The 15,243-nt window shown below is 36.4% G+C and carries 14 protein-coding genes; 9 read left to right on the top strand and 5 right to left on the bottom strand.

Features of this window, described 5'->3' with window-relative positions; all coding sequences use genetic code 11:
* Positions 1 to 23 precede the first annotated feature (23 nt).
* From GQR60_RS12355 to GQR60_RS12330, 6 genes are all read left to right on the top strand, one after another.
* A complete protein-coding gene (locus tag GQR60_RS12355; protein ID WP_124993216.1) occupies positions 24 to 1,118 on the top strand; it encodes a TlpA disulfide reductase family protein in 1,095 nt (364 codons plus the stop codon).
* A 229-nt stretch (positions 1,119 to 1,347) separates the two neighbouring features.
* Positions 1,348 to 2,211: a metal ABC transporter solute-binding protein, Zn/Mn family gene (locus GQR60_RS12350; protein ID WP_124993215.1), complete on the top strand. Its 864-nt coding sequence runs from the start codon at positions 1,348 to 1,350 to the stop codon at positions 2,209 to 2,211.
* An 11-nt stretch (positions 2,212 to 2,222) separates the two neighbouring features.
* Positions 2,223 to 2,963: a metal ABC transporter ATP-binding protein gene (locus GQR60_RS12345; RefSeq protein WP_124993214.1), complete on the top strand. Its 741-nt coding sequence runs from the start codon at positions 2,223 to 2,225 to the stop codon at positions 2,961 to 2,963.
* A 3-nt stretch (positions 2,964 to 2,966) separates the two neighbouring features.
* The gene (locus tag GQR60_RS12340) at positions 2,967 to 3,803 is read left to right on the top strand and encodes a metal ABC transporter permease (protein ID WP_191991620.1); all 837 of its coding nucleotides are present in this window, start codon (positions 2,967 to 2,969) and stop codon (positions 3,801 to 3,803) included.
* 89 nt (positions 3,804 to 3,892) lie between these two features.
* Positions 3,893 to 5,287, top strand: coding sequence for a dihydrolipoyl dehydrogenase (gene lpdA / locus GQR60_RS12335; protein WP_124993213.1), 1,395 nt, complete (start codon positions 3,893 to 3,895; stop codon positions 5,285 to 5,287).
* A 142-nt stretch (positions 5,288 to 5,429) separates the two neighbouring features.
* On the top strand, positions 5,430 to 6,818 hold the full coding sequence (locus tag GQR60_RS12330; protein ID WP_124993212.1) for a C1 family peptidase: 1,389 nt from the start codon (positions 5,430 to 5,432) through the stop codon (positions 6,816 to 6,818).
* Positions 6,819 to 6,913: 95 nt separating this feature from the next.
* Here GQR60_RS12330 and GQR60_RS12325 read toward each other — a convergent pair whose 3' ends face one another.
* Positions 6,914 to 7,369: a hypothetical protein gene (locus GQR60_RS12325; RefSeq protein WP_124993211.1), complete on the bottom strand. Its 456-nt coding sequence runs from the start codon at positions 7,367 to 7,369 to the stop codon at positions 6,914 to 6,916.
* 232 nt (positions 7,370 to 7,601) lie between these two features.
* Between GQR60_RS12325 and GQR60_RS12320 the strand changes: the two genes are divergently transcribed.
* Entirely contained in the window at positions 7,602 to 8,081 is a 480-nt protein-coding gene (locus GQR60_RS12320; RefSeq protein WP_124993210.1) for a Dps family protein, read from the top strand.
* Between the two features lie 42 nt (positions 8,082 to 8,123).
* On the opposite strand, the gene GQR60_RS12315 is transcribed toward GQR60_RS12320, so the two are convergent.
* Together GQR60_RS12315 and GQR60_RS12310 are read right to left on the bottom strand one after the other, a co-directional pair.
* Positions 8,124 to 8,735, bottom strand: coding sequence for a DEAD/DEAH box helicase (locus GQR60_RS12315; RefSeq protein ID WP_124993209.1), 612 nt, complete (start codon positions 8,733 to 8,735; stop codon positions 8,124 to 8,126).
* 110 nt (positions 8,736 to 8,845) lie between these two features.
* On the bottom strand, positions 8,846 to 10,693 hold the full coding sequence (locus tag GQR60_RS12310) for a vWA domain-containing protein (protein ID WP_124993208.1): 1,848 nt from the start codon (positions 10,691 to 10,693) through the stop codon (positions 8,846 to 8,848).
* A gap of 148 nt (positions 10,694 to 10,841) precedes the next feature.
* On the opposite strand from GQR60_RS12310, the gene GQR60_RS12305 reads away from it, so the two are divergent.
* Together GQR60_RS12305 and GQR60_RS12300 are read left to right on the top strand one after the other, a co-directional pair.
* Positions 10,842 to 11,432, top strand: coding sequence for an RNA polymerase sigma factor (locus GQR60_RS12305; RefSeq protein ID WP_124993207.1), 591 nt, complete (start codon positions 10,842 to 10,844; stop codon positions 11,430 to 11,432).
* Positions 11,422 to 12,765, top strand: coding sequence for an energy transducer TonB (locus GQR60_RS12300; protein WP_124993206.1), 1,344 nt, complete (start codon positions 11,422 to 11,424; stop codon positions 12,763 to 12,765). The genes GQR60_RS12305 and GQR60_RS12300 overlap by 11 nt, the downstream gene beginning before the upstream one ends.
* On the opposite strand, the gene GQR60_RS12295 is transcribed toward GQR60_RS12300, so the two are convergent.
* Together GQR60_RS12295 and GQR60_RS12290 are read right to left on the bottom strand one after the other, a co-directional pair.
* Positions 12,746 to 13,651, bottom strand: a complete 906-nt coding sequence (locus GQR60_RS12295) for a DMT family transporter (protein WP_124993205.1) — start codon at positions 13,649 to 13,651, stop codon at positions 12,746 to 12,748. The genes GQR60_RS12300 and GQR60_RS12295 overlap by 20 nt on opposite strands.
* A gap of 271 nt (positions 13,652 to 13,922) precedes the next feature.
* Positions 13,923 to 15,101, bottom strand: coding sequence for a MalY/PatB family protein (locus GQR60_RS12290; protein WP_124993204.1), 1,179 nt, complete (start codon positions 15,099 to 15,101; stop codon positions 13,923 to 13,925).
* Positions 15,102 to 15,243 lie beyond the last annotated feature (142 nt).

Here is a 15,243-nt window from a genome sequence, read left to right as displayed (position 1 = left end):
AACAGATCAAAATACTTAATCACATGAAGAAAATTTTTATCGCAATTGCAGCGATTGGCCTTTTTTTAGGCTCTTGTACATCTAAAGATCAGTACAAATTAACTGGGAAAGTTGAAGGTATGACTGAGGGGAAAGTTTATCTTTCTAAACTTCAGGATAATAAATTGGTGAAAACTGATTCAACAGTAATGACCGCAACAGGTTTTTCTTTCGAGGGAACTGTTGCATCTCCGGATCTTTACTACATTGAACTGGAGGGACAGCGAGGCGCAATTCAATTGTTTCTTGAGAATACAGCAATTACTGTTGATGCTAATGTTGAAAACTTAAGGGAAGCTAAGGTTACAGGTTCTTTAAATCAAGATGTTTTAACAAATTTTGGTGCGTTACAGAAAGGATTTCAGGAAAAACAACAAGCTTTATACTCTGAATATCAAAAAGCAGCGGAAGTAAAGAATCAGGTTGCTATGGATTCTATCGAAGCAGAATTTAATAAATCAGAAGCTGATAAATTTACTGCAAGTAAGGAATTTTTAAAGTTGAATGGAAACACTGCAGCGGCAGCATTCGTTGCGTACAGAATTGCATTTCCGCTTGAAGCTGCCGAAATGGAAGAAGTTTACGCTGTGTTAGGTGAGAACGCTCTTAAATCATCTTACGCAGGATTGCTTAAGGATAAGATTGAGGTGTTGAAAAAAGTTACTGTTGGGCAACCTGCTCCTGATTTTACTTTGAATACCACAGAAGGAAAACCACTTAGCTTATCTTCTTTTAAAGGTAAGGTTGTTGTAATTGACTTTTGGGCATCATGGTGTGGACCTTGCAGAGGAGAAAATCCTAATGTGGTTAAGATGTATACAGAGCTTCATCCTAAGGGAGTTGAGATTTTAGGTGTGTCTTTAGATGATAAGAAAGAAAAATGGTTAAAAGCGATTGAAGACGATGGATTAGTTTGGAATCATGTATCTGATTTGAAAGGTTGGGAATCTTCTGCCGCTAAATTATATGGTATTAGTGGAATTCCAGCTACAGTAATCGTTGATCAAAACGGAGTTATTGTGGCAAAAAATCTAAGAGGTGAGGAATTAAAAGCAGCCATTGAGAAATTGGTTCAGTAGGTTTTTAATAAATAAAAGCATTTTTGACCCGGAAGATAATTAAATTTATCTTTCGGGTCATTTTTTGTTAAATGAGTTGGTTTTCACTAAATTCAAGTTCTGAATTCATTCGGGTGTCTGTGTGATATACAATGAAAATTTAAACGGAAAATCTTTGTGGAAACAAAAAAACATCTACTTTTGTTATTTAAAGTAGATCTAAATAAAACAATATCCCCAAAACTTAGAAATGAACTTAGTAAATAAATTTATTCTGGTCTTGCTTGCAGGAATTACAATGTCTTGTCAGTCAGGTAAAGTCGAGAAGGACAGAAATTTGATATCGGTAAGTATATTGCCTCAAAAATATTTCATTGAGCGGATTGCAGGTGATGATTTTAAAGTGAATGTTTTGATTCCTCCGGGAGCCAGTCCGGCAACTTATGAGCCAACGCCAATGCAAATGAAAGATGTTGCCAAATCAATTGCTTATTTTAGAATTGGATATATTCCCTTCGAAACTGTTTGGCTGGATAATTTATTGGAAGGAACTGAAAATATTAAACTTATTGATCTTTCGAATGGCATTGAATTGATTAAAGGTCAGGAGAAGCATGGAGATCATTTTCATGAAGGTGGAATCGATCCTCATATTTGGTCATCACTAAAATCAGTAAAAATACTTAGCAAGAATTTGTATCAGGAACTAATTAAAATGGCTCCTGAAAAGAAGGATATTTATGAGAAAAATTATCAGCAGTTTCTTTCTGAAATAGAAGAATTAGATCAGGTAGCTGAAGATTCATTTAGGAATAAAAAAGGAATGTCGTTTATGATTTTTCATCCAGCTTTGACCTATTTGGCAAGAGATTATCACTTACATCAAATATCTGTAGAGATGGATGGTAAAGAGCCATCTCCAACTCATATGAAACATTTGGTAGAGGAAGCTCAGCGATTAAGTATAAAACATGTTTTTGTTCAGAAACAATTTAATGTTGAGAATGCCAAAGCAATTGTTGCCGAGATTGATGGTGATGTTGTTGTTATTGATCCTTTGGCGGAAGATTGGCTGACTGAAATGAAAAGAATCATTACTATACTTAAAGACTGAAATTGTCGGAAATGAAAAAAATTCTGGAATTAAAATCACTGACTGCAGGATACGATGAAAAGATTGTATTGAAAGGGGTGAATTTGGTGGTGAAAGAAAATGATTTTTTGGGAATTATCGGTCCTAACGGTGGAGGTAAAACAACGCTGTTAAAGGTAATTTTGGGTACTATAAAGCCTGTTGAGGGAGAAATACTGCCGGATGGTAATGACAGATGTATTATTGGTTATTTGCCTCAAATCAATCAAATTGATAATAAGTTTCCAATTCCTGTTAAAGAGGTTGTTCTTTCAGGATTAATGTCTCATAAAAAGATATTTGGAAGATATAATAGTGAGAACAAGAGGCGTGCAGATGAATTAATGACGCAAATGGGTATTATTCATTTGAAGAATAAAAATATTGGAGAGTTGTCTGGCGGACAATTGCAGCGTGTATTTTTGTGCCGGGCAATTATTGCAGATCCGCAGTTGTTGATTTTGGATGAGCCGGATACTTATGTGGATAGCAATTTTGAAGGAGAGTTGTATGAAATTCTTCATCATTTAAATTCTCATATGGCCATTATTGTTGTCTCTCATGATGTTGGAACAATATGTTCTCATGTAAAGTCAATTGCCTGTGTGAATGAAACACTATGTTACCATGATTCGAATGTGATATCGCAAGAGCAGTTGATGGCCTATAATTGCCCGATTGATTTAATAACACATGGCGAAGTTCCTCACCGAGTACTAAAGCATCACAAGTAAGATATGAACGAACTAATAGAGTTATTTCAATATAATTTCTTTCTAAACGCTGTTGGAGCAGCAATTCTGGCGAGTATTTCCTGTGGAATTATCGGTTCTTATATTGTCGCACGAAGAATTGTTTTTATCAGTGGCGGAATTACACATGCCTCTTTCGGAGGAATTGGCCTTGCCTGGTATTTAGGATTGAATCCGGTATTTGGAGCCGCGGTTTTTGGTGTGTTATCAGCTTTGGGAATTGAATGGATCTCGAAAAAAACTGACGTGAGACAAGATTCTGTTATTGGAATTTTATGGGCTTTTGGAATGGCTTTGGGTATCCTTTTTATTTACATGACACCTGGTTATGCACCCAATTTAATGAGTTTTTTATTTGGGAATATTTTAACTGTCGGAGTCTTGGATTTATATCTGCTTTTAGGTTTATGTGTATTCACAATTGCTGTATTTTTCTTCTTGTTACGGCCGATTTTATTTGTTGCCTTCGATGAAGAGTTTGCACGAACGCAGAAAGCTCCGGTTCAGTTTTTAAATTATTTACTGATATCATTGGTGGCTTTGGCCATTGTTTTAAATATTAGAGTGGTTGGAATTATTCTGGTGATTTCGTTTTTAACAATTCCGCAAACCATAGCCAATATGTTTACGAATGATTTTAAGAAAATGATCTTCGGATCGATAGCATTTGGATTTTTGGGATCGTTTATTGGCTTACTGGTTTCTTATCGAATTAATGCACCATCAGGAGCAACAATTATTTTTTCGTTTGTGATCCTGTTTGTGATAGCGAAACTTGTTCAATTAGTAATGATTTCGGTTAGGCGGAAAAATTTGGCCTAATTCAGTTGAAGAGGGCAGATCTTCTGTATTAAAAAAGAATATATAAATTAGTAAAACAAAATTTGTACTAATATAAACAACAAAATAAAATGAGTTACGATTTAATAGTAGTAGGAAGTGGTCCAGGTGGTTACGTAGCCGCCATTCGCGCTTCACAATTGGGTTTGAATGTTGCAGTTGTTGAACGCGCCGAATTGGGTGGGATTTGTTTGAACTGGGGTTGTATTCCAACCAAATCTTTGCTGAAATCAGCACAAGTATTTGAATATATGAAACACGCCGGAGATTATGGATTGACTGTAGAAGGCGAGGTTAAACCTGATTTTGAAAAGGTGGTTGCCCGTAGTCGTGGTGTGGCTGAAAAAATGAGTGGCGGAATTCAGTACCTGCTTAAAAAGAACAAAATTGAGGTGATCAATGGTTTTGGAAAATTAGTAGGTAACAAAACGGTTGAAGTTACGGCTGAAGATGGAACTAAATCCAATCATGAAGCAAAGCATATTATTTTGGCAACAGGAGCGCGTTCCCGCGAATTGCCAAATCTTCCACAGGATGGAAAAAACATCATCGGATACCGCAAAGCATTGACTTTGGAGAAATTGCCTAAATCAATGATTGTAGTTGGTTCCGGAGCAATTGGATCTGAGTTTGCATACTTCTATTCTACTATGGGAACTCAGGTTACTTTAGTAGAATTTTTGCCGGAAATTCTTCCTGTTGAAGATGAAGAGGTTTCGAAGCAAATGGGACGTAGTTTCAAGAAGAATAAAATTAAAGTCATGACCAATTCTACAGTTGAATCGGTAGAAGGGTCAGATGGCAATTTAAAAGTGAATATTAAAAATAAGAAAGGCGAAATCGAAGTTCATGAGTGCGAAATCGTGCTTTCAGCAGTGGGAATTGCGCCTAATACCGAAAATATTGGTTTGGAAGAGGTAGGAGTGGCTGCAGAAAATGGCAGAGTTCTTGTCGACGATTATTTCAGAACCAATGTGGAAGGTGTTTATGCAATTGGCGATATTATAAAAGGACCTGCTTTGGCTCACGTTGCGTCGGCCGAAGGAATTTGCTGTGTTGAGAAAATCGCCGGAATGAATGTTGAACCAATTGATTATACAACCATTCCCGGATGTACATATACAGTTCCTGAAGTTGCATCGATGGGATTGACCGAAAAAGCAGCGAAAGAAGCCGGATACGAGTTAAAGATTGGTAAATTTCCTTTTTCAGCATCAGGAAAAGCAAGTGCTGCCGGAGCCAACGAAGGATTTGTTAAACTTGTTTTTGATGCTAAGTACGGTGAATTGTTGGGAGCTCATATGGTGGGCGCTAACGTAACCGAAATGATTGCAGAATTGGTTACTGCCCGCAAGTTGGAAACAACAGGTCATGAATTGATTAAGTCGATTCATCCGCATCCAACCATGTCGGAAGCTGTCATGGAAGCCGCAGCTGCCGCTTACGATGAGGTAATTCACATTTAAGAGATACGAAAATAATGCTGGATAAAAAGCCATCCTTTAGTTTATAGGGTGGCTTTTCTGTTAAAACCAGGCGTTTTTTTAGTTTCGTTTTTTTAAGTTTGTGAGAATTAATTTAAAACTTCAACCGACTAACTACAAAAAAATGAAGAAATTTTTATTGGTACCTATTCTTGCAATGACATTCAGTACCATGTCAATAGGACAAAATAAGGGAACTGTAGATGCTAAAATGTTGAACGAGATTCGTTCAAGTTTCAAATTGGATGCTTCGAGCAGAGCAATTCAAAATGCAATTACCAATTCGGAAAGTATTCGAGAGCTGTCTCTCAATCATGAAAAGATTGGAAAAACAGATCATTTTTTCAAATACAGAGTTGATGTAAAGGGAATTACGAATCAGGAAAGTTCAGGCAGATGTTGGATGTTTACTTCTATGAATACAATTCGTCCGGAAGTAATGAAAAAATTTAATTTGAATTCATTCGATTTTTCTCACAACTATAACTATTTCTGGGATTTGTTCGAGAAATCAAATTTGTTTCTTGAGAATATAATTGCAACTGCTGATCGTAAGATGGATGATCGGGAAGTTGTTCTTTATTTTAAAGGTCCTGTTGATGATGGCGGCGTTTGGAATTCTTTTTTTAATGTAGCTAAAAAATATGGTGTTGTTCCGGCGGAAGTAATGCCGGAAACAAAGGTGAGTAATAAAACCCGCGAAATTACCAGCTTAATAAACGAAAAATTAAGAGGAGAAGGATATAAACTTCGAAATATGATCGCTGGAAAAGCATCGGTGAAAGATATTGCATTGGCAAAAATGACCGCTTTAAAATCAATTTACCGCATGTTGGCTTTAAGTTTGGGCGAACCTCCGGTAAATTTTTCATGGAGATTTAAGGATGCTGATGGAAAAATCAGCGAAAGCAAAATGTATACTCCTAAAGAATTCTTGGCTGAAATTAATCCTGATTTTGCGAATACTGAATTGGTGATGATCATGAATGATCCGACCCGTGACTATTATAAAGTATACGAAATTAAGAATTACAGAAATGTTGAGGAAGGAATCAATTGGACGTATTTAAATCTTCCGAATGATGAAATTAAAAAGTTTGCAATGGCTTCTATCAAGAACAATGAAGCAATGTATGCATCCTGCGATGTAGGAAAACAACACAACAGAAAAGCGGGTGTAATGGATTTGAATACCTACGATTATGCTTCTTTACTGGGAGTCGAATTCGATATGGATAAAAAAGCCAGAGTTTTGACTCGTCAATCCGGTTCTTCTCATGCAATGGCATTGATTGGCGTTGATGTGGATGAAAATGAAGTGCCTGTGAAATGGGAATTTGAAAACTCGTGGGGAAGTACCTCAGGAAATAATGGATATTTAACTTTCACAGATGAATGGTTCTCGGAATATATGTTTCGTGTGGTAATCAACAAAAACTATTTGGACGAGAAAGCGAAGGAAGCACTTAAAACAACCCCGATATTACTGCCGGTTTGGGATTATATGTTTTAGACTCAGCCCAAAATAAATTTATAGTAAAAGAACCTCAAAACTGAGGTTCTTTTTTGGTTTGTGACTTGTTTGTAGTGACAAGGAGTTATGTTGGGCTAATGAATAACATTTAGATTTAATAGCTGACCTATTTTTTGAGCTTCCAGTTTGGCTTCCAATAAATCTTTACATCTTTTAAAAGGAATTCTTCGATTGCGGTTTTTCAGAAATAAAACTACAAAGCAATCATCTGTCTTCAAATTCGTTTCTTTTTGTTCGGGAATATAGGAATCTCGCAGAATAATAGATGAGATTCCGGCAACACGGTCAATATTTTTTAAACTTCTCCACGAGCCCGATTTAAATAGCCCAAAGTAGGCGTAGTAGAATTTGTATTTTTCATCGTCCTTGTCCAGGTAGATTCCAGAGTAGGAAAATGCCATAAACGATCCGATTAGAACTAATAATAGCGTGAGAGGGAGGATGGATGAATAAATTCCCACAAGCATGATCATCCAACCAAGTATCGATCCCGCTTGCCCAAATAGTTTATCGAGTTTGTTGTGAATCATCTTTTTGGTTATTTAGTTTAATTACTATATAACCGTAATTGATACCAATTTACCCTACTTCTGTTTTATCCTTATTTTTTCAGGGTGAAAACCCGGCTCCGAATATTGATTTGGGAGCAGTAATTTAATTAATAAGTTTTTCTTATTGATATATGATTTTTAATAATCTGAATGATGTGATATTTGTATCAGAGAATTAGAAATAATATTAATAAACTAAAAATAAGAAAACATGAAAAACAGTAAAAGTAACCTGGAAGTAGTAGAATTAAATGCAAAAGAAAGAGAAGTAGAGCAATTGCAAATATTGTTGGCCAATTATCAATTGTATTATCAGAATTTACGCAATTTTCATTGGAATGTAGGAGGAAACGATTTTTTTGAACTGCACGCCAAATTTGAAGAATTGTATGTTGATGCCAGCGATAAAGTGGATGAAATTGCAGAGCGGGTATTAACATTGGAAGGTCATCCTTTGGGAAATTTTTCCGATTACGTTGCCATTTCAACCATTCAGGAAGCCAACTCAAATTGTTCAGGTACCGATATGGTGAAACAAATTATTCAGTCGCACAATATTTTAATCGGGAAAGTAAAAGAAGTATTAATTCAGGCAAATGAAAATGAGGATGAAGGAACTTTAGATATTCTGCCAGCCTACGTTTCTTATTTTGAGAAGCTAAACTGGATGTTTAAAGCATATTTGCGCTAAAATAAAATGCCTCCAATTATTATTGGAGGCATTTTTTATGTTTTATTCAAAATCCAGAACAATAGGAGAATACATGTAGTTTTCCATGTAATCTTCCATTTTATTGGTGATTTTATTCGTAAATACAATTCGTTGTGATTTGGGAAGATTATCAGATAGGCGATTAATATCCGAAACAATTTGTTCTTTAACAATCATCTCAGCATCATCAATGGCAACTATCTTTAAATTGCTTAGATTGATTCCGCTAAACGAGTACAATTCGTTGAATTTTCTTGCTGTTGCAATAACAATATCCGAACCGGCATAAATTTTATCACGCAGGTTGTGTAAATTCCCCGCATCACCTTCACTAAATATCCTCAGGCTGGTATTGTGACTTAGTGCCAGAAACTGTTCTTTCAGTTGAATTGCTTTCTCTCTATCCGAAACAACAACAATGGCTCTGGGTACATCCTCAAATTCAGCTTTAAGTTGCTGAATAATACCAATAATTATGGTATGGGTTTTCCCGGATTCATCAGGAGCTTTAACAAATAAATCAACACCGCTTTTTATTTTTGAGATGCAACTCTTTTGAACTTCTGTTGGAGTTTCAAAACCATATTCTTCAATAGCTTCTAAAAGCTGTGGATCTAATTTTTTTAAAAACATTGGGTGATTGTATTTTTTGTATTCAATGCAAAATTACTAAATATCCCATCATTAGAAACTTTATAGTGATATTTGAAAGAAAGAGGCACGCGGGATGCCTCTTTTCGGTTCTATAATTGCTTGGCAAGTTTCATTAATTGGATAAATTCACTTCGGTAGCCTTCTTTGTCTTCGCCTTTTGATTGTTGAGCCAGATCAATCAGCATACCGTAAGAACAGTTTCCCTTAAATTTTGAATCTCTTAACAGAAGTCCGAAACCGGCAACAGAAGCTGAGAATTTGAAGTTGTTGGATAGTTCCCGCCTGTCAATTCGTGTATTGGAAATTATTTTTTCCAATAACAGACTCTTTTTACCATCTGGTTTTTTGTAGCGGAATTTTACTGTGGCCAGTTCATTTCCCGTATATGCATTGGCGTTTAAACTTGTGTTCTGATATTTTAATTCCTGATCCTGTTTTTTCTTGTTCTTCATTAACTTGATCTCGTAAAGAGCCGTTACGCTGTGACCAGATCCCAATTCTCCGGCATCTTTTGTATCATCTTCAAAATCCTCACTAGCCAACATTCTGTTTTCGTATCCTACCAATCTGTATTCTGCCACAACAGCAGGATTGAATTCAATCTGGATTTTTACATCCTTGGCAATGGTGAATAAAGTGCCGCCAAATTCATTCACCAATACTTTTTTTGCTTCCAAAAGATTGTCAATGTAGGCATAGTTGCCATTTCCTTTATCGGCAATAATTTCCATTTTATCATCTTTGTAATTTCCCATGCCAAAGCCTAAAACAGAAATGAAAATTCCTTTTTCACGTTCTTTTTCAATCAATCGCTCCATTTCAGCATTACTCGATTGACCAATATTAAAATCACCATCGGTAGCTAAAATAATACGGTTGTTTCCTCCTTCAATAAAATTTTCACTTGCTGCTTTGTATGCTTGTTTTAGTCCCGATGCTCCGGCAGTAGAACCACCTGCATTTAAGCGGTTAAGTGCATTTAAGATATCTTCTTTTCTTGATCCTGATGTGGAAGGAAGAACCAAGCCTGAATTTCCGGCATAGACAACTATTGCAACTCTGTCATCTTCCCTAAGCTGACCGACCAAAAGCTTAAATGCTTTTTTTAGCAATGGTAATTTGTTTGGAGAATCCATCGAACCTGAAACGTCAAGAAGAAATACCAGATTGGATGCCGGTAGATTTTCGGTTTCAATTTTTTTGCCTTGTAAACCAATGTGCAGCAATAAATTTTCTGAGTTCCACGGACATTCAGCCACTTCGTTTGTGATAGAAAAAGGATGCTCGTCATTGGGTTGCGCATAGTCGTAATTAAAATAATTCACCATTTCTTCAATTCGAACGGCATCAATTGGCGGTTTGGTTCCTTCTGTTAAAAATCGACGAACATTACTGTACGAAGCAGCATCAACATCAATTGAGAAAGTAGAGAGTGGATTTTTAACTGCTTGTTTGTATCCATTTTCATGAATGGCAGAATAAGCTTCTGTGTTGAAGTCTTCTTCCATTTCGCAATCCATCATTTCTAATAGTACAGGATTACGCTTTTTGAATTTCCTGCCTTTTACACGCGCTCCGGCAGCACTTCCCATAATTGCTTGTTGTTTACTTATTCCATAAGCGCATACAACCACTTCATCCAGGCTAATGTTTTCTGCCTTTAGGATTACATTAATGATACTTTGTTGCTTCACCTTAATTTCCTGTGCAATCATCCCAATAAATCCAAAAATTAATATGTCATTTTCATTGGCTTCTATCGTGTACTTTCCTTCAATATTAGTAACAGAACCAATACCTGTTCCTTTAATTATTATACTAACACCTGGCATTGGGACATTCGATTCATCGCTTACAGTTCCGCTTATGCTTTTCGCAGATAAATTTCCTATCAGAAACAGGCTGATAAGTGTTATTAGAATTGCTTTTGTTCTCATGGCTATCTTTTTTTAATGAATACTTATTTTTTGCTTATTTACCTGTAGGATGCAATCGGAAAACAAATTCCATAAAAAGTTTTCATCTTTTTTTCTTTTTTGTTAACTCGCGGTAGTGAATGAATTGTTTATTAAGTGAATATTTTTAATGTTTCGACTCAAAAAAAATCCGGAAAGTAAAGAAGATCTGCAGTTGCTTCAAGAGTATAGGAAGCAAGGCGATCTGGATGTGCTTGGACAACTTTTTGAGCGGTACATGCACTTGGTATATGGTGTAGCATTAAAACATTTTAGCGATCGGGAATTGGCGAAAGATGCAGTAAATCAAATTTTTGAACGTCTTATTGTTGAAATCCCTAAATTTGAGATACAGAACTTTAAGAGCTGGTTGTTTGTTGTGACAAAGAATTTCTGTTTAATGGAAATTCGAAAGGAAAAATCACATCGAAACAGATTCGAGAAATTTTCTGCTGATCAAAATATGGAATCTGCCGAATTTTTGCATCCTATAGATGAAATGACAAATAGTTCTTTGGAAGATAATCTGAAACATTGCATTGAACGCTTAAAACTGGAACAAAGGCAATGTGTGGTGTTGTTTTATTATCAGGAAAAGGGATACAAAGAGATTTCGGAAGAACTGGAGTTTCCTGAGAAAAAGGTAAAAAGCTATATTCAGAACGGAAAGCGAAACCTGAAAATTTGTTTGGAACAGATAGAATCGAAGCATGAGGTTTAAAAGTAGATTGACATATCGAAACTTTATAGACTACTTCAGTAATAAACTGGAGAAGAAGGAGAAGCATGCGTTCGAGAAAAAGATGATGCAGGATGCTTTTGATAGTGAAGCTTTTGATGGCTTGTCGAAAATAAGCAGTCAGGAGCTTGAGCAGGATTTTGCAGAATTAAAAAATAAAATACACGCAAGAACACAGGAAAGAAAAAGAAGAATTCCGATTTGGTTTCCTTATGCGGCCAGCATTGTAATTTTGATCGGTTTAGGTTCTGTTCTGATGTATTTAAATCAATATTCAGTTCAGAATGAGATGATTGGTAGTCAGATGGAAAGTGAAGTAAAAAAAGCAGAAGTTCCTGTTGTTCAGCCTGAACTCCCTGCAAAGGAATCTGAATTGCCGGATATTATTGATACACTTAAGGAAGATTCAGAACTTGAGTTTTCGGACAGCGGGGATTCTGAAGTACAAGAATTTGCTGTAGTTGAGGATGAGGAAATTGATGAGGAGATTTACACTTACTCTAAACCGGAGATTCTTTCTGAAGCACCTGCTGCGAATAAAAAAATGTCGGTAAATAGAATCACCAAAAGTGCTGATGCTGATTTAGAAAGCACACTTGAAATAGAAAAAGCCTTGTCAGGGAAAGTGGCTGGACTTGAAGTCTCTAAACAAAAAAAACAGGAGGAACCGCTTGCGTTTCACGCAGATAGTTCAAAGAAAGATATCAATAGGATGATAAACGGAGTGGTTTTAGATGAGGATGAAGTGCCAATTCCAGGAGTGCAGATTTTTAGTAAAGAGACAGGAGAAGGTGTTGTCACAAATATGGACGGTCAATTTCAGATTAATGCCAATGATACAAATAAAACTTACAAACTGACTGCTTCATTTATTGGTTACGAGCAGAAAGAAATAAATGCTCAGGCCGATTCAACATTACTGGTGATATTGGAATCAGATGAAGTTTCAATGGATGAGGTTGTTGTGGTTGCATATGGTTCGGATGGAGATCAATTGGAAAATTCAAACAATTCCTGGGAGAAGGCAAGACCCGCGAATTCAGCATCAATATCGAATTTTAAAAAGGTACTGATTGAAAAATTGGATTACTCCAAATTTGAACATTTGCATGGAGCTTATAAGCTGAAATTGTCATTCATTGTTACCGCTTCGGGTACTGTTGATGAAATTGTTTTTAAAGACAAACCGGATTCTGTATTGGTTTCTGAAATTGAAAACTTACTCCGTAGCGGAGAAAACTGGGAGCCTGCCAAATCGAGAGGAATTCCTGTTTCTTCAAAAGTGAGAATGGTACTTAAATTGCATTTTGAGTAGAGGTTTGTACTTTTTTCCTTTTGTTGGTAAGATAAACACCTAAAAGAATACATGCCATACATGTCAGATGCAGAATCGTAATGGTTTCGCCATCAATAACACCCCAGAAAATAGCAAAAATAGGAATGATGTAGGTTACCGATGAGGCGTAAATTGCAGAGCTGTATCTGATTAAGCTATTCATTAACAGCATGGCAAGAGCAGTTCCAATTATTCCTAAAGCCGCCAATGCAAGAAAATGAATTGGCCAGTTTGGTGACTGAAGCACGGGTTCGAAATCTGTTGTTGCCAGATATATTAAAGCCGCAGGACCCGTAAAAAAGAAAGCCAAAGAGGTAATCTGAATACCCGTTAAATGAGATAATTTCGATTTAATTTCGTTGATATTGATTCCGTAAAATACGGTTGCGAGAACAATTAGCAAGGCATAGCTGTTCACATTTCCCAAAGCTAACTCCTTACCTGAAGTGATTAAACCCAAAGCACCAATTAGTCCGATCACCAGACCGATAACCTGCAGCCATTTGAATTTTGTTTTGTGAAGAAGTATTCCAATGGCTAATGTGAATATTGGAGTAAGAGAATTCAACATGCCAGCCAATGCACTGTCAATTTGAGTTTGTGCCTTGGTAAACAGAAAAGCCGGGATAAAACTTCCAATAAAGCCAGCAATCAAAAGACTTTTTAAATCCTTCTTTTTCAGAAACTTTAAATTCTTGATTGAATAAGGCAAAAGCACCAGCGAGGCCAAAAGCATGCGGATTCCTGCTGCCTGTTCGCTGCTAAAACTTTTCAATCCTATTTTCATCAGAATAAAAGAAGATCCCCAAATAAAGGCGAGCAGTAATAAAATTAAGAATTGAAACCAAGCTTTGTTCCAGTGCATAGTGTAGTGTTTTTAGGATGCCAAAAATACTAGAAATTAGTCATATAACAAGTAGTTGGGATGGCTAATATAAAATGAGAGGAAAAAAACTAATTCTTTAAAAATAAACCCCCGATAGCATTCTATCGGGGGTTTGTGTGTAAAAAACAGATTGAGGTTTTGCGCAAAAACCAACAATTGATCGTCGTTTAATTTTGTAAGACATTGTGGTAGTAACTTAATCTCACCTCTTTATTCCGTTTTTTGGTAAAAGGTAACCCTTAAACAAGAATTATTTTTTTAATTGGTTTACAGTCAACTTTATTTTATTCAGAGCTTCCTCTACTACAGATCGGGGACAACCAATATTTATGCGCAGATATCCTTCTCCTTCGGGGCCAAATTTAGTGCCGTCGTTCACGGCCAATCCTGCTTTGTTAATCAACAAATCATGCAGGTCTTTGGTCGAAATTCCCAGCGACCGGTAATCCAGCCAAAGCAAATAAGTTGCCCCGGGTTCAACCAGTTTTATCTCGGGAATGTATTCCTGCAGATACTTTCTTAGAAAATCAACATTGCCTTTTAAGTAGACCATTAACTCATCCAGCCATTCGGCACCTTCCTCGTAACCCGCCTGCATCGCAACGTGTCCAAATAAATTTCCCAAATCCAAATGCAGAGCCGATACCATTCTCTTGTATTTTTTTCGAAATTCAGGATTCGCAATAATAATTACAGAACTTGCCAGACCTGCAACATTAAAAGTTTTCGAAGGCGCAATACAGGTAACTGTTCTTTGGTTTAAATCCTCGGACAGCGAAGCCAGCGGAATGTGTTTGTATCCTTCAAAAATTAAATCCTGATGAATTTCATCAGAAATAATAAAGAAATCATAAGTTTTGGCAAGATCTCCAAGTTGAAGCAATTCTTTTTTGGTCCACACTCTGCCAACAGGATTGTGCGGATTACATAGGATCAATGCTTTTAATCCCTGTTTCGCCAATTCTTCCAGCTGATTAAAATCCATTTCGTAACCCGTCTCTGTTCTTATCAAAGGATTGTAAACCAGCTCTCGTTTGGTGTCATTTACAACATGATAGAAAGGATGGTAAACCGGAGGTTGAACAGCTATTTTATCACCTTCGTTGGTCAAGCTCATCAGCAAAAGCGACAAACCGGTAACCACACCCGGACTAGTTGATATCCATTTTTTACGAACAGACCAGTTGTGTCTGGTTTGAAGCCATGTTTGAATACTTCCAATACAATCATCGCTGCGAAACGAGTAGCCGTAAATCTCATGATTGGCTCTTTTAATTATGGCATCTGAAATGCAGGGTGGAACTTTAAAATCCATATCGGCTACCCATAGGGGAAGAAGATCTTTTTTTCCAAAGAAAGCATCAAGTTTATCGTACTTTAAGCAGTCTGTATTTTTTCTATCAATAATTTCATCAAAATTGTAACGCATATTTTCTTTTTTAAGAGGAGTGAATTTAGAAAAAAGGCTCAACTAAAAAAAGACTTTTAGGAGTAAGATTTTTGATGACAAAGAAATCGTTCCGGGTATTGTTTTCTTTTGGATAAATGTAAAAGTGTGGTCGGAGTATTTT

It is taken from the genome of Labilibaculum euxinicum (genome assembly GCF_009795715.1).
GTDB classification, from domain to species: Bacteria; Bacteroidota; Bacteroidia; order Bacteroidales; family Marinifilaceae; genus Labilibaculum; species Labilibaculum euxinus.
This window is presented reverse-complemented; position numbering and strand designations above follow the sequence as displayed.